19 protein-coding genes and 1 pseudogene are annotated in these 19,975 nt (G+C 65.5%); 14 read left to right on the top strand and 6 right to left on the bottom strand.

What is annotated here, in order from left to right; translation table 11 throughout:
- Positions 1 to 23: 23 nt before the first annotated feature.
- A complete protein-coding gene (locus M9955_02575) occupies positions 24 to 800 on the bottom strand; it encodes a sulfite exporter TauE/SafE family protein (protein MCO5080525.1) in 777 nt (258 codons plus the stop codon).
- A gap of 142 nt (positions 801 to 942) precedes the next feature.
- Between M9955_02575 and M9955_02580 the strand changes: the two genes are divergently transcribed.
- The 5 genes from M9955_02580 (at position 943) to M9955_02600 (ending at position 5,024) form a co-directional block, all read left to right on the top strand.
- A complete protein-coding gene (locus M9955_02580; protein ID MCO5080526.1) occupies positions 943 to 1,596 on the top strand; it encodes a thiamine phosphate synthase in 654 nt (217 codons plus the stop codon).
- A gap of 3 nt (positions 1,597 to 1,599) precedes the next feature.
- Positions 1,600 to 2,754 (top strand): sel1 repeat family protein, encoded by a 1,155-nt coding sequence (locus M9955_02585; protein ID MCO5080527.1) that lies wholly within the window; start codon positions 1,600 to 1,602, stop codon positions 2,752 to 2,754.
- A 104-nt stretch (positions 2,755 to 2,858) separates the two neighbouring features.
- Positions 2,859 to 3,425, top strand: coding sequence for an elongation factor P (efp, locus tag M9955_02590; protein MCO5080528.1), 567 nt, complete (start codon positions 2,859 to 2,861; stop codon positions 3,423 to 3,425).
- A gap of 17 nt (positions 3,426 to 3,442) precedes the next feature.
- Positions 3,443 to 4,240, top strand: a complete 798-nt coding sequence (locus tag M9955_02595; protein ID MCO5080529.1) for an inositol monophosphatase — start codon at positions 3,443 to 3,445, stop codon at positions 4,238 to 4,240.
- A 91-nt stretch (positions 4,241 to 4,331) separates the two neighbouring features.
- Positions 4,332 to 5,024 (top strand): hemolysin III family protein, encoded by a 693-nt coding sequence (locus M9955_02600; protein ID MCO5080530.1) that lies wholly within the window; start codon positions 4,332 to 4,334, stop codon positions 5,022 to 5,024.
- A 31-nt stretch (positions 5,025 to 5,055) separates the two neighbouring features.
- Here M9955_02600 and chrA read toward each other — a convergent pair.
- Positions 5,056 to 6,267, bottom strand: a pseudogene (gene chrA / locus M9955_02605) (chromate efflux transporter).
- 260 nt (positions 6,268 to 6,527) lie between these two features.
- Between chrA and M9955_02610 the strand changes: the two are divergent.
- The 6 genes from M9955_02610 to M9955_02635 all read left to right on the top strand — a co-directional run bounded on the left by M9955_02610 (position 6,528) and on the right by M9955_02635 (position 14,110).
- Positions 6,528 to 7,550, top strand: coding sequence for a MotA/TolQ/ExbB proton channel family protein (locus M9955_02610; protein MCO5080531.1), 1,023 nt, complete (start codon positions 6,528 to 6,530; stop codon positions 7,548 to 7,550).
- Complete coding sequence (locus M9955_02615; protein MCO5080532.1) at positions 7,550 to 8,581, top strand: peptidoglycan -binding protein; 1,032 nt, start codon at positions 7,550 to 7,552, stop codon at positions 8,579 to 8,581. The genes M9955_02610 and M9955_02615 overlap by 1 nt, the downstream gene beginning before the upstream one ends.
- 78 nt (positions 8,582 to 8,659) lie before the next feature.
- Positions 8,660 to 10,144 (top strand): carboxypeptidase M32, encoded by a 1,485-nt coding sequence (locus M9955_02620; GenBank protein ID MCO5080533.1) that lies wholly within the window; start codon positions 8,660 to 8,662, stop codon positions 10,142 to 10,144.
- Entirely contained in the window at positions 10,137 to 11,180 is a 1,044-nt protein-coding gene (locus M9955_02625) for a 2-dehydropantoate 2-reductase (protein MCO5080534.1), read from the top strand. Before M9955_02620 ends, M9955_02625 begins: the two co-directional genes overlap by 8 nt.
- A gap of 90 nt (positions 11,181 to 11,270) precedes the next feature.
- Positions 11,271 to 12,959: an FAD-binding dehydrogenase gene (locus M9955_02630; protein ID MCO5080535.1), complete on the top strand. Its 1,689-nt coding sequence runs from the start codon at positions 11,271 to 11,273 to the stop codon at positions 12,957 to 12,959.
- Positions 12,960 to 12,961: 2 nt separating this feature from the next.
- The gene (locus M9955_02635; protein MCO5080536.1) at positions 12,962 to 14,110 is read left to right on the top strand and encodes an amidohydrolase; all 1,149 of its coding nucleotides are present in this window, start codon (positions 12,962 to 12,964) and stop codon (positions 14,108 to 14,110) included.
- Positions 14,111 to 14,126: 16 nt separating this feature from the next.
- Here M9955_02635 and M9955_02640 read toward each other — a convergent pair whose 3' ends face one another.
- Positions 14,127 to 15,938, bottom strand: coding sequence for an ABC transporter transmembrane domain-containing protein (locus M9955_02640; GenBank protein ID MCO5080537.1), 1,812 nt, complete (start codon positions 15,936 to 15,938; stop codon positions 14,127 to 14,129).
- Positions 15,939 to 16,122: 184 nt separating this feature from the next.
- Between M9955_02640 and rpmE the strand changes: the two genes are divergently transcribed.
- Positions 16,123 to 16,344 carry a 50S ribosomal protein L31 gene (rpmE, locus tag M9955_02645; protein MCO5080538.1) on the top strand — a complete coding sequence of 74 codons (222 nt, stop codon included), beginning with the start codon at positions 16,123 to 16,125 and terminating at the stop codon, positions 16,342 to 16,344.
- A 185-nt stretch (positions 16,345 to 16,529) separates the two neighbouring features.
- Here rpmE and M9955_02650 read toward each other — a convergent pair whose 3' ends face one another.
- Together M9955_02650 and M9955_02655 are read right to left on the bottom strand one after the other, a co-directional pair.
- Positions 16,530 to 16,985, bottom strand: a complete 456-nt coding sequence (locus M9955_02650) for a cyclic nucleotide-binding domain-containing protein (protein ID MCO5080539.1) — start codon at positions 16,983 to 16,985, stop codon at positions 16,530 to 16,532.
- Positions 16,986 to 17,323: 338 nt separating this feature from the next.
- On the bottom strand, positions 17,324 to 18,007 hold the full coding sequence (locus tag M9955_02655) for a response regulator transcription factor (protein ID MCO5080540.1): 684 nt from the start codon (positions 18,005 to 18,007) through the stop codon (positions 17,324 to 17,326).
- A 214-nt stretch (positions 18,008 to 18,221) separates the two neighbouring features.
- Here M9955_02655 and M9955_02660 point away from each other — a divergent pair, with 214 nt between their 5' ends.
- A complete protein-coding gene (locus tag M9955_02660) occupies positions 18,222 to 18,686 on the top strand; it encodes a L,D-transpeptidase family protein (protein ID MCO5080541.1) in 465 nt (154 codons plus the stop codon).
- On the opposite strand, the gene M9955_02665 is transcribed toward M9955_02660, so the two are convergent.
- On the bottom strand, positions 18,687 to 18,920 hold the full coding sequence (locus tag M9955_02665) for a DUF1127 domain-containing protein (GenBank protein ID MCO5080542.1): 234 nt from the start codon (positions 18,918 to 18,920) through the stop codon (positions 18,687 to 18,689).
- Between the two features lie 96 nt (positions 18,921 to 19,016).
- Here M9955_02665 and gcvA point away from each other — a divergent pair, with 96 nt between their 5' ends.
- Complete coding sequence (gene gcvA / locus M9955_02670) at positions 19,017 to 19,955, top strand: transcriptional regulator GcvA (GenBank protein ID MCO5080543.1); 939 nt, start codon at positions 19,017 to 19,019, stop codon at positions 19,953 to 19,955.
- Positions 19,956 to 19,975: the final 20 nt, after the last annotated feature.

Consider the following 19,975-nt stretch of genomic DNA (forward strand, 5'->3'; position numbering starts at 1 on the left):
GCGTCGACGGGCCGGCTGCGCCGCTATCGTACAAAAAACTCGGCGCCGCTGTCATAGATCAGCTTCAGCGCGATGATGCCGACCGTAATATAGGAAAAGTTGTAGAAGAACTCCGGCCGAACGCGCCGCACCAGCCATGCGCCCGCCAGCGTCGACAGCGGCGCCAGCGGAAGAAGGACGGCCGCGGCGAGCAGGTTCGTGCGGTCGAACTCGCCCAGCAGGAAATACGGCACCAGCTTGATCGCGTTGACGATGGCGAAGAAGATGACGCTCGTGCCCACGAAGACGCCGGGCTCGAGCCTGAGCGGCAGCGCATAGACCTGATAGGGCGGCCCGCCGACATGCGCCACGAAGCTGGTGAAACCGGAGACCGTGCCCCAGAAGGCGGCGGCGATTCCGTTCGGCTTGGTCGGCACGATCACGCTGTCGCGGAACTTCGCCGCCAGCCAGCGGCCGACGAAGACGACGGCCACCGCGCCGACGATGAACTTGATCATCGTTTCCGTGACCACGGCTGCCGTCAGCCATCCGATGGCGACGCCGAGGATCGCTCCCGGCAGAACGGAGAACAACAGCGGACGGTCATATGTGCCGCGCCAGCTCCACAGCGACACGATGTCCATGAGGCACAATATCGGCAGCAGGATCGCCGCCGCCTGGACCGGCGGCACCGCCAGCGCCAGAAGCGGCACGCCGACGAAACCCATCGCGCCGCCAAAGCCGCCTTTCGACAGGCCGACGAGGATGACAGCCGGCACTGCGGCGGCGTAAAAGATTGGGTCCGTGATGAGCAAAGTCATGGCAGGAACGTTGAACCGGCCTGCTCATAGCGTCCGCCGCCGAAAATTGCGAGGGGCGCACGGGTTCATTTCCGGGACGACAGGCGCTATGCCGCAATGCAAACATGATCGCCCCGCATAGCCCCGGGAACTGGACCAGAGAATGACCGCAGAACCCAACCGCTGCCGTATCGTGCTCATCGCGCCCGCCGGCCTTTCCGCCGAGCGTTTCGCGACGCGCCTGCGACAGGTGGTGGAGGCCGGCGACGTCGCCTCCCTCATCCTGCCGGTGAACGGCATGGACGACGCCTCCTTCCAGCATTTTTGCGAGCATGTCGTGCCGATCGCGCAGGAGGCGGGCGTCGCCGCCATCGTCGAGCGCGACACCCGCGTCGCCGGCCGTGTCCATGCCGATGGCGTGCATCTGGAAGCGTCGGTCGAGGAGATCGCCGGCGACATCGAGCGGCTCCAGAACCGCATGATGGTTGGCGTCGGCGGCATAAAGACCCGCGACGATGCGCTCGACCTCGGCGAACTGCGCCCCGACTACGTGTTCTTTGGCCGCTTCGGCTACGACAACAAGCCGGAGCCGCATGCACGCAACCTGTCGCTCGGCCGCTGGTGGGCGGAAGTCATCGAAATCCCCTGCATCGTCATGGCCGGTTCGGACATCGGCTCGGTGGTCGAGGTCGCCGCCACGGGCGCGGAATTCGTCGCGCTTTCGGCGGCGATCTTCGCCGCCGAGACCGACCCGCGCGCCGCGATCGCCCGGGCCAACGCGCTGCTCGACGAGCACGCACCCCGGTTCGAAGGCTGAACGATGCGGCCGGGACCGAGGCTTTACGCGTGGACATTGGCGTCGCTTCTGGCGGGGCAGTGCCTCGCCGCCTCGGCCGGGGCGGAGGAAACGCCCGCCATGCCGACGCCGCTCGTGCCGTTCGAGGTGCTGCCCGGTCCGGTGGAAGCACCCGCGCCGACGGTCGATCCATCGCGTTTCGGCACACCGGCCGCAGAGTCGCCGACGCCCGCCGCGCCGAAGATCACCATCCTCAAGTCCCGCGATGTAACGCCCCGCGCCATCGAGCCCGAGGCTGGCGCCACGCAATCGCGGCCTCACACCGGGGTCGATCCGCAGCGCTTCGGCGGGAGGCCGGCGGATGCCGCCTACGGCGCGTTCCAGCGCGGCCTCTACAAGACCGCCTACAATCTGGCGCTGGTCCGGGCCGAGGCCGGTGACGCGGCGGCCCAGACCCTGGTCGCGGAGATCCTTTCGCGCGGCCTCGGCATGCGCCGCGACGACAGGTCGGCGGCTGGCTGGTACCAGCGCGCCGCCGAACAGGGCATACCCGAGGCACAGTTCCAGTACGCGCTGATGCTGCTCGACGGCAAATATGTGCCGAAGGACGTCAAGCAGGCGCATGCGCTGATGGAAGCGGCGGCCGAAGCCGGCAACCGTCTTGCCCAGTTCAATCTCGCGCAGCTCATCATCGATCGGGAGGTCGACGACGCCGGCATGGCGAGGGCCGTAAGCTACTACGAGCGGGCGGCGAAGGCGGGGCTGGCCGACGCGCAATACGCCATGGCGCAGATCTACCTCAACGGCTTCGGCGGCAAGAAGGCCGATCTACACCAGGCCCGCAACTGGCTGACGCTGGCGGCCCGTCAGAATTTCGACACCGCCGAGGTCGATCTCGGCACCTGGCTGATCGAGGGTCGCGGCGGCGAGCGCGATCTCAGGTCCGGCTTCAACTGGATCAAGCGGGCGGCGGACGGCGGCAACGTCGCCGCCCAGAACCGTCTGGCCAAGCTCTACATGAACGGTCTCGGCACCGAGCCGGACTCCGTCCTGGCCGGCGCCTGGTACATACTGGCGCGACGCTCGGGCCTTATCGATCCCGAGATGGAAGACTTCATGGCCGGCCTTACCAACGAGGAAATAAAGACCTCCCTCGAACGCGCCAACCGCCTGCGCTGAACGCCCTCCGCTTCAACCCCGCCCTTGCCTCGCCACGCGATTTGTGGTCTTGGGAGCCCCGATATCGGCCCGTTCGGGCCTAATTCTCTTCCGGAAGAACAATCATGGCCAAGATCAACGGCAACGAAATCCGTCCCGGCAACGTCATCGAGCATGATGGCGGCCTCTGGGTGGCGGTGAAGACCAACGCGGTGAAGCCCGGCAAGGGCGGCGCCTATAACCAGGTCGAACTGAAGAACCTCATCAACGGCACCAAGCTCAACGAACGCTTCCGCTCGGCCGAGACGGTGGAGCGCGTCCGCCTTGAGCAGAAGGACTTCACCTATCTCTACGAGCAGGGCGATAGCCTCGTCTTCATGGACGACGAGAGCTACGAGCAGCTCGAGCTGCAGAAGGATTTCGTCGGCGATCGCGCCGCCTTCCTGCAGGACGGCATGAAGGTGACGGTCGAGCTCTACGAGGAGAAGCCGATCGGCATCTCCCTCCCCGATCAGGTGACGCTGACCATCGTCGAGGCCGATCCGGTGGTGAAGGGCCAGACGGCCGCTTCCTCCTACAAGCCGGCGGTGCTGGAGAACGGCATCCGCATCCTCGTCCCGCCCTTCATCGCCTCGGGCGAGCGCGTGCTGGTCGACACCAACGAGCTGACCTACCTGCGCCGCGCCGACTGAACGCCGGATCGCCCAGCATGGCCTATTCAGCACTCATGAAGGTGATGGTGGACGCCGTCCGCAAGGCCGGGCGGTCCCTGTCGCGCGACTTCGGCGAGGTGCAGAACCTCCAGGTCTCGCTGAAGGGACCGGGCGACTATGTCAGCCAGGCCGACCGCCGCGCCGAGGACATTCTTTACACCGAGCTGAGCAAAGCCCGCCCGGGCTATTCCTTCCTGATGGAGGAGCGCGGCCCGGTCGAGGGCGACGACGGCCAGCATCGCTGGCTGGTCGATCCGCTCGACGGCACCACCAATTTCCTGCACGGCATCCCGATCTTCTCGATCTCGGTCGCGCTGGAGCGGCAGGGCCAGCTTGTCGCCGGCGTCGTCTACAATCCGGCGATGGACGAGCTCTATACCGCTGAGCGCGGCGGCGGCGCCTTCATGAACGATCGCCGCCTGCGCGTCTCCGCCCGCTCCAGGCTGTCGGACTCCGTCATCGGCACCAGCGTCCCGCATCTCGGACGCGGCCACCACGGCAATTTCCTGATCGAGCTGCGCAACGTCATGGGCGAGGTTGCCGGTATCCGCCGCCTCGGTTCGGTCGCGCTCGATCTCTCCTATGTCGCCGCCGGCCGCATGGACGGTTTCTGGGAAGCCGGCCTCAGCCCGTGGGACCTCGGCGCCGGCATCCTTCTGGTGCGCGAGGCGGGCGGCTTCGTTTCCGACATGTCCGGCGGCCAGAAGATGCTGGACGACGGCTCGATAGTGGCCGGCAACGAAGCGATCCAGGGCGCGCTCCTGAAGACGCTGAAGAAACCGCTGCCGCGCTGAGCGCAGGCGGTTTCCGGAATATTGCCGGCGTCCACAAAATTTGACCGCCTGTCTCCATCGGCCTGTCACACAAAGGTGCGATAGTGGCGGCATGGCAGCGCGCGAGCTGGATACGCAGGAGATCGAGGTGCCGTTTATCGGGCGCTTCGTCTTCTCGCGGGCCGAAATGATCGCCGACGGCGTCGTCCACATCGTCGGCATCGTGCTGGCCATAGCGGCCGGCTCGGCCCTGCTCAGCCTCGCCGCGTTCAGCACCGGATCGGGAGAATACATCGCCGCGATCTTCTACGTCGTGTCGCTGCTCACCGCGCTCTCCATCTCCTGCGCCTACAATCTGTGGCCGCTGACGCCGGCCAAATGGATTCTGCGCCGCTTCGACCATGCCGCGATCTATGTGCTGATCGCCGGCACCTATACGCCTTTCCTCGCGCAGCTCGACGACACCGCCATTGCCGGCACGCTGCTGGCGCTGATCTGGAGCGCGGCAGCGGCGGGCGTGGCGATCAAGCTGTTTCTGCCGGGTCGCTTCGACCGTTTGGCGATCGTCTTCTACCTCGCCATAGGCTGGAGCGGTGCGGCGATCTTCGGCACCCTGCTTTCCGACCTGCCGGCGACGACGCTCTGGCTCATCGTGGCGGGCGGCATCGTCTATTCGTCCGGCATCGTCTTCTTCATCTGGCACCGGCTGAAGTTCCAGACGGCGGTCTGGCACGGCTTCGTCGTCGGCGGCGCGGCCCTTCATCTCGCGGCGGTTTTCGACACGCTGGTCATAACCCGCTTGTGACCCCGCTCGCGGGAAACAGGCCTGCCTACCTCTACCTGATCAGCGCCAGACCTATTCCCCCGAAGGCTGAAAGACCGACGACCAGCCAGTACGGAATCCTCCAGACTATCAGCGCAACGAAACAGGCGAGCGCCAGGGCGAGGTCGCGCAGATCGGCAATGGCCGTCGTGAAGACAGGAGAATAGAGCGCCGCGCCGAGGATGCCGACGACGGCCGCATTGGCGCCTTGCATCAGCGATTGCGCCGCAGCCATGGCCCGGAACCTGTCCCAGAACGGCAGGATGCCGATGAGCAGCAGGAAACCCGGCAGGAACACCGCCAGAAGGGCGAGACCAGCGCCTGCGATGCTGTTCGACTCCGGCTCCAGAATCGCGCCGAGATAGGCCGCGAAGGTGAAGAGCGGCCCGGGCACGGCCTGAGCCGCGCCATAGCCTGCGAGGAATGCATCGGGCGTGACCCAGCCGCTGCGCACCACCTCTGCGTCCAGAAGCGGCAGCACGACATGGCCGCCGCCGAACACCATCGCCCCTGCCCGGTAAAAACTGTCGATGACGGCGAGCGCCTGCGACTGACCGGCCAACATGGGCAGCAAGGCAAGCAGGCCGAAAAATACCAGCATGGCCGCAACACCCGCCCCCTGCGAAACGGGCACCGCGGCGTGGCCGCATGCCGGCTTTGCCGTGCCGCGACCAAGAACCAGCCCTACCGCCGATCCTGCGCCGATGGCCGCGACCATGCCGAATGCGCCCGGCGTGAAAGCCAGCACCGCCACGGCAAGAACCGCGATCGCGGAGCGCTCCCGGTCCGGGCAGAGAGTCTTTGCCATCCCCTAGACCGCCTGCGCAACGATAGCGACGGCCACGATCTTGAGGCCGTGCAGGGCGCCGGTTCCCAGCGGCCCGGTGATCGTCGACGCAGTCAGCGCAAAGGCGATCAGGATAAGCGCGGAAGGCAGCGTGAAAGCCGCGAAGGCCGCGAACGCCCCCGGCCATCCGGCGCGCATCAGCCCCAGCGCGAAGCCGACCTGGCTGGATGCCGGGCCGGGCAGGAACTGGCACAGCGCGACGAGATCGGCATAGGCATGATCGCCCAGCCAGCGCCGCCTCACCACCAGCTCGTCACGGAAATATCCCAGATGGGCGATGGGTCCGCCGAAAGACGTCAGGCCCAGCTTGAGAAACGTGGAAAAGACCTCGGCCGCGCTGCCGCGCTGCGTTTCGGCCTCGGAAATCTGGTCGGTCATCACTGTCGCTCTTTGCCACAGACGTGCATTCGGAGACCTTCTATGACCAAGCCGGACTACAAGAAGACGACTTCGGGCGCCGACGGAGATGACCGGCAGAGGCTCGATGGCGCATTCGCAGCAGGATTTCGGGCAAACTGCAAATCTTAATGACGGGAATTCGCACCGGGACACGACCCGGCCTTCGCGTCTTTCAATTTCGTCACAATTCCGTTTAGACTCGGCGCCAAAATCGCAGCGGGCTGGGAAGAGGCGAGCGGATGGCGGCAACGGTGAGTTCCGGACCGGAGAGAACGGTCGAGGACCAGTATTACGATCCAGGCAAGCTCTCCAGTCCGCAGGTGTTCCTGCTGTCCATGCTGATCTTTCTGGCGATCGCCGGCTTCATCGCGGCCATCCTCTACCGGCAGATCTCTTCGGCATTCTCCACGAACCCCGGCCTCAACGGCCTGATCCTCGGCGTGCTGGTGGTCGGAATCCTGCTCGCCTTCGCGCAGGTCGTTCGGCTGTTCCGCGAGATCCGCTGGGTCAACTCCTTCCGCGCCGGCGCGCCGTCGTCCGAGCCCGTGCTGCTGGCGCCGATGAAGGCGCTGCTCAGCCGGTCGTCGGCCATGTCGCTGTCGACCAACACCATGCGCTCGATCCTCGATTCGATCGCCAACCGGCTGGACGAGACGCGTGACATCACCCGCTATCTGGTGGGCCTTCTGGTTTTCCTCGGCCTTCTCGGCACATTCTGGGGCCTGCTCGCCACCATCGGCTCCATTGGCGAGACGATCCGGTCGCTCGATCCCGGCTCCGGCGACGCCAACGACGTGCTGAATGCGCTGAAATCGGGGCTGTCCGCGCCGCTTTCCGGCATGGGAACGGCGTTCTCATCTTCGCTTTTCGGCCTCGCCGGTTCGCTGATCGTCGGCTTCCTCGACCTTCAGGCGGGCCGCGCCCAGAACCGCTTCTACACGGAACTGGAGAACTGGCTGTCGTCCCTAACCGACGTCTCCTCCGACGTTCTTGTCGCCGATCCCTCCAAGGCGCAGTCGGCCGAGGAAATCCGCGTGCTCTCGGAACGGCTGCGCAGCCTTCAGGAGACGGGCGGCTCCAGCCCCCGCGTCGCCACCGCCATGGCTAACCTCGCCGACGGCATTTCCGGTCTGGTCAAGAACATGCGCAACGAGCAGCAACTGATGCGCGACTGGGTCGAGGCCCAGGCCGAGGAGCAGAAGGCCATGCGCGCCACGCTCGACAAGCTGACTGACGCGCTGAAGCAGCGGGAGCGCAACTGATGGCTCTGGCCCGCGCTCGCCGTCCGCAACGCACGATCGATTACTGGCCGGGCTTCGTCGATGCCTTGTCGACGCTGCTGCTCGCCATCATGTTCCTACTGTCGGTCTTCGTGCTGGCGCAGTTCCTGCTGAGCCGCGAGATTTCCGGCAAGGACGAGGTGCTGACGCGCCTCAACTCGCAGATCAACGAGCTGACCCAGTTGCTCGCGCTGGAGCGTTCCAACACACAGGACGCTCAGGACCAGCTCGCCAATCTTCAAGCCTCCCTTTCCGTTGCGGAAACGGAGCGCAGCCGTCTCGAACAGCTCCTCGCCCAAGGTTCCGGCGCCAGCGACGAGGCGACCCAGCGCATCGGCTCTCTCACCGGCGAACTGGACAGCGAGCGCCGCATCAGCCAGCAGGCGTTGAGCCAGGTCGAACTGCTCAACCAGCAGATCGCCGCACTGCGCAAGCAGATCGGCGCGCTGGAAGCCGCCCTCGACGTCTCCGAGCAGCGCGACCGCGAATCGAACACCAAGATCGCCGATCTCGGCCGCCGCCTGAACGTCGCGCTCGCCCAGCGCGTGCAGGAGCTGAACCGTTACCGCTCCGACTTCTTCGGCCGCCTGCGCGAAATCCTCTCCGACCGCGAGAACATTCGCATCGTCGGCGACCGTTTCGTCTTCCAGTCGGAGGTCCTGTTCCCCTCCGGCTCGGAGGAGATCAACGAGGCCGGCCAGGGCGAGATGAAGAAGCTCGCCGACGCCATCATCGAGCTGCAGCGCGAGATACCGCCCGAGATCAACTGGGTGCTGCGCGTCGACGGCCATACCGACAACCGCCCGCTGTCCGGCACCGGCCGCTACCGCGACAACTGGGAGTTGTCCTCGGCGCGCGCCACCTCGGTGGTAAAATTCCTCATCGCCAACGGCGTGCCGGCAAACCGTCTTGTCGCCGCAGGCTTCGGCGAGTATCAGCCGCTCGACCCCGCCGATACCGACGAGGCGCGCAACAGGAACCGCCGCATCGAGCTCAAGCTGACCGAGCGCTGAAGCCGACGCGCTGACGGCGGCCCTTGCCAATCCGGGCGACATCGTATCCTCTCCGGCCCCGCATCCATCGGAGTCGCAATGTCCTTCCAGAAACTCGACGAACTGTGCCGCAAGCTCGAAGCGCTGGAGCATGCGCTGTCCATCCTCGGCGCGGACGAGGCCACCCACATGGCGGTCGGCGGCGGCGAGAAGCGTGCCGAGGCGATGGCCGCGCTCGCTGGCATGCATCATCGGCAGGCGACCGCGCCTCATATCGCCGACTGGATAGACGCCGCCGAAAACGAGGCGCTGGACGAGGAGCAGACGGCCGCGCTGCGCGAGTTCAGGCGGCAATATATCAACATGACCTGCCTGCCGACCGAGTTCGTCGAGCGGCAGACCGCCGCCCGCATGCGATCCGAACAACTCTGGCGCGACCTGCGCGCCAAGGGCGACTGGGCGGGCTTCATGCCGGCGCTGGACGGCGTTATAGCGCTGGTCCGCGAGGAAGCGAACCTGCGCGCCGAAAAGCTCGGCCTCGATCCCTACGACGCGCTGATGGAGCAGTTCGATCCGGGCAACCGCGCCGCCGACATCGAGCCAGTCTTCGACGAGCTGAAGACCTTCCTCAAGGATTTCGTCCCGCAGGCGCTGGCCGTGCAGGAAGCGCGTCTCGCGAAACGCCCGCTGAAAGCACTGTCCGGCACCTATCCGGTCGAGCGCCAGCGCGAGCTCGGTCTCGCCATGATGGTGGCGGTCGGCTTCGACCTGACGCATGGCAGCCTGTCCGTCTCCCACCATCCTTTCTGCGGCGGCGTGCCGACCGACGTGCGCATCACCACACGCTATAAGACGACGGAGTTCCTGTCGGCGCTGATGGGCGTGCTGCACGAGACCGGCCATGCGCTTTACGAGCAGAACCTGCCGAAGAAGTGGGCGCATTGGCCGCTCGGCCGCGCGCGCGGCATGGCGGTGCATGAGAGCCAGAGCCTGTTCGTGGAAAAGCAGATCGGCCGCAACCCGGCCTTCTGGCATTGGGCGCTGCCGACGGTGGAGAAGCATCTCGGCGAGGACTGGTCGCTGGACGATATCCTGCCGCATGTCCATCACGTCAACCGCGGCCTGATCCGCGTCGATGCTGACGAGGTCACCTATCCGCTGCATGTCATCCTGCGCTTCGAGCTGGAGCGCGAGCTCATCTCCGGCCGCATGGCGACGCGCGAAATACCGGAAGCGTGGGACGCCAAGATGCGGGAATATCTGGTGCTCTCCACCATCGACAATCCGGCCGACGGCCCGATGCAGGACGTGCACTGGCCCGGCGCGGCCTTCGGCTATTTCCCCTCCTACACGCTCGGCGCGATGATGGCGGCGCAGCAATGGGTGGCGCTGACGAAGAAGCATCCCGAGGCCGACGACGAGATCGCCGAGGGGAAATTCGACACGGTCAATGCATGGCGGCGCGATAATATCTGGTCGCAGGGTTCCCGCTGGTCGACGCCGGAGCTTCTGGAACGCGCCACCGGCGAAAGGCTCGACGCACGCTATTTCATCGATCACCTGAAGGCCCGCTACGGTGCCTGAGCCCGCTGCCGGCTCGAACGGCAGGCTGATCGCCGTCTTCGGCGCCGGCAGCATCGGCTGCTATATCGGCGGCCGTCTTGCCGCGACCGGCACGAAGGTGCGCTTCATCGGCCGCGAAAGGCTCGCCAAGGCGATCGCGGCCGATGGCCTGCGCCTCACCGACCACAAGGGCGGCGACCTGCGCATTGCCCCCGGCGAGGTCGATTACCGCACGGACCCGATGGGCCTCACCCGCGCCGACCTGATCCTCGTCACCGTCAAGGCGGGCGACACCGGATCAGCGGCGCAAGCGCTGGCGCAATATGCGCCGCGCGAGGCGGTGGTCGTCTCCTTCCAGAACGGCATCGGCAACGAGGACATTCTGCGCGGAAAGCTGCCCGGCCGCACGGTCCTGCCCGGCATGGTGCCGTTCAACGTCGTCCAGCTTCCCCACTCCACTTTCAAGCAGGCGAGCGGCGGCGCGCTGGATATCGAGAAATCCGACGCCCTCGCCCCCTATCTCGACGCTTTCGCGCGAGCCGGCCTGCCGCTCACCCAGCATGCGGATTTCCGCCCCGTACAGTGGGGCAAGCTCCTGATGAACCTCAACAACGCCATAAGCGGCCTGTCAGGTCTCACGCTGCGCGAGGAACTGTCGCAGCGCGACTACCGCCGCTGCCTAGCCTTGGCACAGGAGGAGGCACTCGCCGCCATGGACGCCGCCGGCATCCGCCCCGCGAAACTGACCCCGCTGCCGCCGCACTGGCTGCCGCATCTTCTCCGCCTGCCGGACTGGATTTTCCTGAAGCTGGCCGGAGGCGTCATGGCGATCGATCCGGCCGCGCGCTCCTCCATGATCGACGCGCTCGACAGCGGCCGCAGGACCGACGTGGACTGGCTGAACGGCGAGATCGTCAGGCTGGCCGAAAGACACGGCCTCACCGCTCCCGCCAATGCAGCGCTGGTGGACCTCATCCACCGCTCCGAAGCCGGCCCCCGCAGACGCTGGTCCGGCGCGGACCTGCTTCGGGAACTCCTCCGGCGAAGTGATAGCTGAGCGGAACAGCAGGGAAGAGCCGCCTCCCGCAGACACATCACCCGGCGTCATCACGCGCGACAATGCCTTTGCTTGCCTTGACCACGCCGCATGGCATTCTGGCAAGACGCGGGAGAGGAGGAGCCGGTGGTCGAGCATGCGGACGCCATCATCGTGGGTGCCGGACTGGCGGGGCTTGTCGCTGCCTGCGAGCTCGCCGATTCCGGCAAACGCGTCATCATTCTGGAACAGGAGAACGAGAACTCGCTCGGCGGTCAGGCTTTCTGGTCACTTGGCGGCCTCTTCTTCGTCGACAGTCCCGAGCAGCGCCGCATGCGCATCCGCGACAGCCGGGAACTCGCGCTTCAGGACTGGATGGGCTCCGCGCAGTTCGACCGCCCGGAAGACTTTTGGCCGCGCAAGACGGCGGAAGCCTTCGTCGATTTCGCCGCCGGCGAGATGCGGCCGTGGCTCCACGGCATGGGCATGCGCTGGTTCCCGGTCGTCGGCTGGGCTGAGCGCGGTGGCGCGCTGGCGAACGGCCATGGCAATTCGGTGCCACGCTTCCACATCACATGGGGCACCGGACCGGGCGTGCTGGAGCCGTTCGAGAGACGCCTTCGCGTGCATGTCGACGCCGGCCGCGTGGCGCTAAAGTTCAGGCATCGGGCGGGTTGTCTCATCAGGAAGAATGGCGCCGTCACCGGTGTCAGCGGCGAAATCCTGGAGCCATCCCCTGTCGAGCGCGGTCGGGTTTCGTCGCGTACGGTGGTCGGCGATTTCGAGGTTTCCGCCCCGGCCGTGATCGTCACCTCCGGCGGCATCGGCGGCAATCATGAGCTTGTCCGCAAGAACTGGCCGGTCGACCGGATTGGCCCGCCGCCGGCTAAAATGGTCTCGGGCGTGCCTGCCCATGTCGATGGCCGCATGGTCGGCGTCGCGCAGGAGGCTGGCGCCGCAGTCATCAATGCCGACCGCATGTGGCACTACACGGAAGGCATCGAAAACTGGTCGCCGATCTGGCCGAATCACGGCATCCGCATCCTGCCGGGACCGTCCTCGCTATGGTTCGACGCGCTCGGGCAGAGGCTCGAACCGCCCTTCATGCCGGGCTTCGACACGCTGGGCACGCTGAAGCGCATCCTGTCCACCGGCAGCGACTACTCGTGGTTCATCCTGACCCACGACATCATCCGCAAGGAGTTCGCCCTCTCGGGTTCGGAGCAGAACGCCGACCTGACCTCGAAAAGCTGGCTGGCCGTGCTGAAAAGCCGGCGCGGCAAGGGCGCTCCGCCGCCGGTCCGCGCCTTCATGGAAAAGGGCGCGGATTTCCTCGTGCGCAACGACTTGAACGACCTCGTTGCCGCGATGAACGCGCTTGCCGGCAACGCCCTGCTCGATACAGCGCATATACGCGCGCAGATCGAGGCGCGGGACCGCGAGTTGCAAAACCCGTTCTCCAAGGATGCGCAGGTCACAGCCATCCGCGGCGCGCGAAAATATCTCGGGGACCGGCTGGTGCGTGTCGCCAAACCGCACGCGGTTCTCGATCCGGCGGCCGGCCCGTTGATCGCCGTGCGGTTGAACATCCTGACCCGCAAGACGCTCGGCGGACTGCATACGGATATTGACGGACAGGTACTCGATAGTGCGGGCGACCCGGTTCCGGGCCTCTACGCAGCCGGCGAGGTGGCGGGTTTCGGCGGAGGCGGCTATCACGGCTACAATGCGCTGGAGGGTACGTTCCTCGGCGGCTGTATCTTCTCAGGACGCAATGCAGGGCGAAAGGCGGCAAAATAGCGATGCAATTCTCGAACAGCGACATTGCCGAACTCACCGCATGGCGGCACAAGCTCCACCAGTTCCCGGAGATTTCCGGCGAGGAGGAAAAGACCGCGCAGGAGGTGGTCGCGTTCCTAGCCGACACCGGCCCGGATCGTGTGATCACCGGACTGGGCGGGCACGGCGTCGCCGTGGTCTTCGACAGCGGCAAGCCGGGGCCGACGCTGCTGTTCCGCTCGGAGCTCGACGCATTGCCGATCGAGGAGATCGGAGACGTGCCCTATCGCAGCCGCGTGCCCGGCAAGTCGCATATGTGCGGCCACGAGGGGCACACGACTATTCTGGCGGCGGTGGCGCGGCAATTGGCGCGGCGGCGTCCTGCGAAAGGCCGTGTCGTGCTGATGTTCCAGCCGGCCGAAGAGACGGGCGCGGGCGCTGCCGGGGTCGTCGCCGATCCGCGCTACGAGGAAATCCTGCCGGACTATGCGTTCTCGCTGCACAACCTCCCCGGCGTGCCCTTCGGCCAGGTCCGCCTGAAGGAAGGCGTGGTCAATTGCGCCTCGCGCGGGATGCGCGTCGTCCTCACCGGCAAGACGGCGCATTCGTCCATGCCGGAGACCGGCACCTCGCCCATGCTGGCAGTCAGCGAACTCATGCCGAAACTGGCGGCGCTCGGCGGCGGCCATTTTTCCTCGGAAGACTTCGCCATGGCGACTGTCACCCATGTCTCCATGGGCGAGGCGGTTTTCGGCGTCGCTCCGGGCAGGGCCGAGATCTGGACGACGCTGCGCACGCGCCTCGACGAGCGCATGGACGGTCTTGTCGCGGACGCCGAGAAGCTTGCGCGCGACGCCGCCGGGGCGCATGGGCTCGGCTGCGCTTTTGACTATCACGAAATCTTCGTCGCGAGCCTCAACGCTCCCGAGGCCATCGCCCATCTGCGCGCGGCCCTGGACGCGGAGGGCGTCCCGCACGACGAAAGCGGCCTGCCCATGCGCGCATCGGAGGATTTCGGCACGTTCGGCCACAGGGCGAAATCGGCGATGTTCTTCCTCGGCGCGGGCGAGAACCACCCTGCCCTGCACAATCCGGACTACGATTTTCCGGACGACCTGATCGCCATCGGCGCGCGGGTGTTCCTGCGCATCGTGCGGAACATGCTCGGGTGACGGTTTGGCCGCGCGGCTACTCTGCCGCCTGGAACGCGCTTGCGCCGGTCTCGAACTGCAGCTTGGCGAGTCGCGCATAGATGCCGCCCTTGGCGACGAGGCTGGCATGCGTGCCCTCCTCCACGATGCGGCCCTCGTTCATGACGAGGATGCGGTCGGCCTTGAGCACGGTCGCCAGCCGGTGCGCGATGACCAGCGTTGTGCGATGCTGCATCAGGTGCTCCAGCGCCTGCTGCACCAGCGTCTCGCTTTCGGCGTCCAGCGCCGAGGTCGCCTCGTCCAGAAGCAGGATCGGCGCGTCACGCAGCACGGCGCGGGCGATGGCTATGCGCTGGCGCTGGCCGCCGGAAAGCGTCATGCCGCGCTCGCCCACCACCGTATCGTAGCCTGCCGGCATCTTTTCGATGAAATCCGTCGCCAGCGCGGTCCTCGCCGCCGCCACGATCTCTTCCCTGCCTGCGCCCGGCCGCCCGAAGCCGATATTGTCCGCGACGCTTGCGGCAAAAACGGTCGGGTCCTGCGGCACCAGCGCGATACGCTTGCGGATCTCGGCGGGATCGGCGTCGCGCACGTCGACGCCGTCGATCAGGACGGACCCCGCCTTGGCGTCGTAGTAGCGCAGCAGCAGCGAGAAGATCGTCGTCTTGCCGGCGCCCGAGGGTCCGACGATGGCGACCGTCTCGCCGGGCGCGATACGGAAGCTGAGATCGTGGAGGGCGGACCTGTCGGACTGCGCCTCGTAGGAGAACGAAACGCCGCGAAATTCGATGGCGCCGCGCGGCGGAACAGGCAGCGCCTTTGGCTTCACGGGCGCCGCTATGGCCGGCTTCTCGGCCAAAAGCTCGGTCAGCCGTTCGGCCGCGCCCGACGCCTGCGCCAGTTCCGCCCAGACCTCCGAAAGCGCGCCCAGCGCCCCGGCGGCCATGACGGCATAGATGAGATATTGTCCCAGCGTGCCGGCGGACATGGCCCCGGAGAGCACATCCTGCGCGCCCAGCCACAATATGCCGACGATCGAGCCGAATATGGCGAAGACGCCGAAGAAGGTCAGCACCGTACGCGCCAGCGTCGACCGGCGAGCCGTCTGGAGGGCGGCATCGACGGACTGCGCGAAGCGGTCCGTCACCAGGCTTTCATTGGTGAAGGCCTGCAAGGTCCGCACCGAGGAAATCTGCTCGCTGGCGTAGGCCGTCGCGCCGGCCAGCATGTCCTGCGCCTTGCGGGAGCGCTTGCGCACGCTGCGGCCGAAGCCGATCAGCGGCAGGAGGATGACGGGCATGGCCGCGATCGCCACGGCCGACAGCTTCGGGCTGGTGTAGATCATCATGCCGAGCGAGCCGACGGCAAGGATCGTGTCGCGCAGCGCGATCGACACCGAAACGCCGACCGCCGACTTGATCTGCGTCGTGTCGGCGGTGAGGCGCGAGACGATCTCGCCGGAGTGCGACCGGTCGAAGAAGGCCGGCGAGAGCGTGACCACATGGGCGAACACGTCGCGCCGCACATCCGCGACGACGCGCTCGCCGATCATGGTCACGAAATAATAGCGGGAGGCGGAGGCGAAGGCGAGAACGCCGGCAAGCATGACCAGCATCGAGAAATACTGGGTGATGAAGGCTGAATCCGCCGCCGAGAAGCCATGATCGATCATCCGGCGGACAGCAAGCGGCAGCGACAGCGTGGTGCCCGACGCAAGCAGCAGGAAGAACAGCGCCGCGGCCAGCATGACACGATAGCGCAGCACGTAGGGCCACAGCCGGCTCAGCGGGCGGAGCGACCTTTGACGGCCGTCGATCTGTCCAAGCGGCTCTCTGGCCATGCTCACCATTCCCGCACCGTTCGAAAATGTCCGGGGCGCGGCTCTTGTGCTCGAATTTCGGCTGATGTATAGGCCCAGCCGACCGTTTTGAAGCCGTAGCCTCAGACGGAACGGCCTTCAAGTTGAAAGCGTGGGTGACATCGCCGCAGGTGGCGTGAGCGAGCCGCGCGCCACCAGATGCAGGAATTTCGTCATGAGAGAAAAGATCCATCCTGACTACCACACCATCAAGGTCGTCATGACCAATGGCACCGAGTACGAGACGCGCTCGACCTACGGCAAGGAAGGCGACACGCTGAACCTCGACATCGATCCGTCGACCCATCCGGCCTGGACCGGCGGCCAGCAGCAGCTCGTCGACCGTGGCGGCCGCCTGTCGAAGTTCAAGAACAAGTTCGCCAATCTCGGCATCTGAGCCGGCGCGCATACCGTTCCCGAAACCCCGCTTCGGCGGGTTTTTGCGTTTCTGGGCCAGTTTTCGGATTGGACGGTATGGCGAGAGCATTTCCAGCAAGAGCGTGAAGCGGCTTTGCTTCCGGAAATGCGGCTAAAACAAAGAGATAGAGCGGTTCCAGCGATTCCGTAGAAACCGGAACCGCTCTAGCCGGCGAAACGCGGCGACAGCCTCTCGATCCGCCGCAGCATGGTCTGGAGATCCTCCGCGATCCGCCGCTGCAGAAGCCGGGCGAGATCCGGATATTCCTCCAGGATACGCCGGAACTGCTTGCGGTTGAGCCGCATCACCGACGCATCGGAAACCACCTCGGCGCTCGTCAGCCAGCGTGTCGGCGCGATCAGCGCCAGTTCGCCGAGCAGCGTGCCGGGCCGCGCTATGTCCATGTCGACCCGCTCCTCGCCGCGTTCCCGATAGAGGCGGATGCCTCCCGACACCACGACGAAGGCCGAGTCGGCAGGCGCTCCCTCGTGATAGAGATCGCGGCCGGCCGACAGATGCAGGGTTTCCGCACCGAACGCCAGCAGTCTCAGTTGGTCCGGGCTGAAGCCGTGGAACAGCCGGACGCCCGACAATATGCGGACGTCATCATCGAGCGCCATGAGTCACAATCCGCTCGATCCGCGAAATGACCATGCCGAAGCCCGGGCGCGCCGACAGACCGAGCGCCTCGGCAACGGACCGGCCATGCCGACCGAGCCCGTCCCTCTCGTCCCCAATCCGTCTCGCCGCCCCCGAAACCGAACTGATCCTGGCAAGGCGGATCATGGTCCATGTCCCCGGTTCACGCTGCTGATTCTGTCCCTCCAGCAGCGCCACTGTCGCGCAATATGGTTAAAAGGCTATACCGAAACCGGGCAGCGTGGCGAGAAACAATGGTTTATAAGGTTAAGCACGCAGATTTTTCCGCGCGGGAAGCGCGGACGAAGGCGGCCCCGCATCAGGGAATGAGTTTGTAGCCGCCGCTCTCCGTGACCAGTATCTCCGCATTGGAAGGGTCCCGCTCGATCTTCTGCCGCAGGCGATAGACATGGGTTTCCAGCGTGTGCGTGGTGACGCCGGAATTGTAGCCCCATACCTCTTCCAGAAGCACGTCGCGCGTCACCACCTTGTGGTCGGCCCGATAGAGATACTTGATGATCGAAGCTTCCTTCTCGGTAAGGCGGATCTTGCTGCCGCGCTGGTCGATCAGCAGCTTCTGGCTAGGCTTGAAGGTATATGGTCCGACCGTGAAGGTGGCATCCTCGCTCTGCTCGTGCTGCCGCAATTGCGCGCGGATGCGGGCAAGCAGCACCGCGAATCGGAACGGCTTCGTCACATAGTCGTTAGCGCCCGCCTCCAGCCCGAGGATGGTATCCGAATCGGTGTCGTGGCCGGTCAGCATGATGATGGGCGCCTTGTAGCCGCCCTTTCTCAAAACCTTCACCGCCTCGCGGCCGTCCATGTCCGGAAGCCCGACATCCATGATGAGAAGATCGACCAGGCCATTTCGGGCGGCGTTGATGCCCTTCGTGGCCGTAGCCTCTTCCAGCACGTCGAACTCCTCGTAGAGCGCAAGCTGCTCGACCAGCGTGCTGCGCAGGTCGTCATCGTCATCTACAATCAGGATGGTGCGCGAGGTCATGGACAATCCGTTGTTCTGAAATGAAATTTTTCAGGTTGACGCTCTAGCCTTTATGCGGAACCTGCCGCCAGGATAAACCCACTTCACAGCGATTTGTTCGGCAATGCGATCATACTCGAAAAATAGTGAGCGCAAACGCCTCTCTCCAGCGCATCCCGGCGCCCTGCGTGAGATCATCGTCCGGGCAAAGCCCGGAGACAGGTCCAAAGGCCTGATGAATGTCGAAGGGACGGTGTTTCCCTGCGCGCTCGGTGGTAGCGGTATCGTCACGGACAAGCGCGAAGGCGACGGCGGAACGCCGCGGGCCAGGATGCGCATCCTCGGCGGCTACCACCGCCGCGATCACTTTCCGGTGGGTTCGACGCGCCTGCCACTCAAGCCCATCACGCCGACGCTGGGCTGGTGCGAGGTGCCGGAGGACCGCAACTACAACCGGCCGGTACGAATGCCCTATGCCGCCAGCCATGAGACCATGCGGCGGCAGGACAGGCTCTACGACATGTGTCTGGTGCTGGACTGGAACATCAGGCCGCGCCTTCGCGGACGCGGCAGCGCGATCTTCTTCCATCTGGCGCGGAGCGGTTTCACGCCGACGCAGGGGTGCGTGGCCGTCACCGCAAGGGTGATGGCGCGGCTTCTGCCCTATCTCTCCACACGCACCGTGCTGACGGTGCGCTGATCAGCAAAGACCCATCCGGCCGAGGCGCTGGAGATTGATCTTTGCCATCTCGCTGTCGACGCGCGCGGCTATGTCGTTTCGCTCCACGCCGATGTCGAGCAGCCGCTGGTCGGTCAGCGCCTCCAGTTCCTTGAGCGCCTGCCGGCGCTCCCGTTCTTCGGAAACGAACCCCAATATCGAGGTCAGCCATGAGTTCCTCCGTGGATGCGGAGCGGTCACGAGGTCGATTGCCATGATGCACACCTGATAATTCTTCTTGATCTTCCCTTTTCTACGCCGTTGAGCAAAAAATCTAAAACGAGTAGTCTTCATCATATCTGATAGGAAAATTTGAAGATGAACATTCCCGGCACACGCGGCCTCCGCAGCTTCGATGCGGCCGCGAGGCACCTGAATTTCAGCCGCGCCGCAGCCGAAATCGGGGTAACACCGGCCGCGATCAGCCATCAGATAAAGGAATTCGAGGATCAGCTCGGCCTGGAACTCTTCACGCGCACAAGCCGCGCGATGCGGCTGACGCAGGCCGGCGCGCTTCTGCATCAGGCCACCTCGGAGGCGCTCGATCTTCTCGGCCATGCCGTGTCCCGCGCCAAGAAGCTGTCGAGAGGCGTGTCGCAGCTCCGTCTGTCGCTCGATCCCGTGCTGGCGACGAAGTGGATGATGCCGAAGCTGGAGCGCTTCCGCCGGGCCTGTCCGGACATCGACCTGCGTTTCGACGTGTCCTTCGAGCTGGGCGAGTTCGGTTACGACGACATCGACATCGCCGTGCGCTACGGCACCGGCAAATATCCGGGACTGCTGGCCCATCGGCTTTTCGAGAACGAGATCATACCGGTATGCAGCCCGCGCCTGCTGCGATCCGGACCGCCGCTTCAGGAGCCGCGTGACCTGCTGAAGCATACGCTGGTGCATATCGAATGGACGCGCGATGGCGTAACCTGGCCGAACTGGCGAACCTGGATGGCGGCGGCCGGCGTCGAGGATTTCGATGCCGACCGGTGCGTGGTGCTGAGGGAATCATCCCACGTCATCCAGGCCGCGATAGAGGGCAGCGCGATCGCGTTGTGCGATTTCGCCATGGTTGCAAGCGACCTGTCCGAAGGACGGCTCGTCCGTCCTTTCGAACTCGGCATCAAGGTCTCGGACGAATTTGCCTACCATCTGGTCTACCCGGCCGAGTCCCGAAACGATCCCAGGATCGTCGCCTTTCGCGACTGGCTTCTGGACGAGGTGCACAATCCGCAGATGGACCCTCTCCTGCTGGGTTGAGCGGAACGGGATTGCGGTTC

Source organism: Rhizobiaceae bacterium (assembly GCA_023953845.1).
In the GTDB taxonomy this organism is placed as follows: Bacteria; Pseudomonadota; Alphaproteobacteria; order Rhizobiales; family Rhizobiaceae; genus Arvimicrobium.

What these genes read in the sequence shown, in the direction of transcription:
- M9955_02660 (MCO5080541.1), top strand. Translation starts at nt 18,222, where the DNA reads ATGAATGTCGAAGGGACGGTGTTTCCCTGCGCGCTCGGTGGTAGCGGT.
- M9955_02665 (MCO5080542.1), bottom strand. Translation starts at nt 18,920, where the DNA reads ATGGCAATCGACCTCGTGACCGCTCCGCATCCACGGAGGAACTCATGG.
- M9955_02595 (MCO5080529.1), top strand. Translation starts at nt 3,443, where the DNA reads ATGGCCTATTCAGCACTCATGAAGGTGATGGTGGACGCCGTCCGCAAG.
- M9955_02585 (MCO5080527.1), top strand. Translation starts at nt 1,600, where the DNA reads ATGCGGCCGGGACCGAGGCTTTACGCGTGGACATTGGCGTCGCTTCTG.
- M9955_02635 (MCO5080536.1), top strand. Translation starts at nt 12,962, where the DNA reads ATGCAATTCTCGAACAGCGACATTGCCGAACTCACCGCATGGCGGCAC.
- M9955_02655 (MCO5080540.1), bottom strand. Translation starts at nt 18,007, where the DNA reads ATGACCTCGCGCACCATCCTGATTGTAGATGACGATGACGACCTGCGC.
- efp (MCO5080528.1), top strand. Translation starts at nt 2,859, where the DNA reads ATGGCCAAGATCAACGGCAACGAAATCCGTCCCGGCAACGTCATCGAG.
- rpmE (MCO5080538.1), top strand. Translation starts at nt 16,123, where the DNA reads ATGAGAGAAAAGATCCATCCTGACTACCACACCATCAAGGTCGTCATG.
- M9955_02600 (MCO5080530.1), top strand. Translation starts at nt 4,332, where the DNA reads ATGGCAGCGCGCGAGCTGGATACGCAGGAGATCGAGGTGCCGTTTATC.
- M9955_02610 (MCO5080531.1), top strand. Translation starts at nt 6,528, where the DNA reads ATGGCGGCAACGGTGAGTTCCGGACCGGAGAGAACGGTCGAGGACCAG.
- M9955_02640 (MCO5080537.1), bottom strand. Translation starts at nt 15,938, where the DNA reads ATGGTGAGCATGGCCAGAGAGCCGCTTGGACAGATCGACGGCCGTCAA.
- M9955_02650 (MCO5080539.1), bottom strand. Translation starts at nt 16,985, where the DNA reads ATGGCGCTCGATGATGACGTCCGCATATTGTCGGGCGTCCGGCTGTTC.
- M9955_02630 (MCO5080535.1), top strand. Translation starts at nt 11,271, where the DNA reads ATGGCATTCTGGCAAGACGCGGGAGAGGAGGAGCCGGTGGTCGAGCAT.
- M9955_02575 (MCO5080525.1), bottom strand. Translation starts at nt 800, where the DNA reads ATGACTTTGCTCATCACGGACCCAATCTTTTACGCCGCCGCAGTGCCG.
- M9955_02615 (MCO5080532.1), top strand. Translation starts at nt 7,550, where the DNA reads ATGGCTCTGGCCCGCGCTCGCCGTCCGCAACGCACGATCGATTACTGG.
- M9955_02580 (MCO5080526.1), top strand. Translation starts at nt 943, where the DNA reads ATGACCGCAGAACCCAACCGCTGCCGTATCGTGCTCATCGCGCCCGCC.
- M9955_02620 (MCO5080533.1), top strand. Translation starts at nt 8,660, where the DNA reads ATGTCCTTCCAGAAACTCGACGAACTGTGCCGCAAGCTCGAAGCGCTG.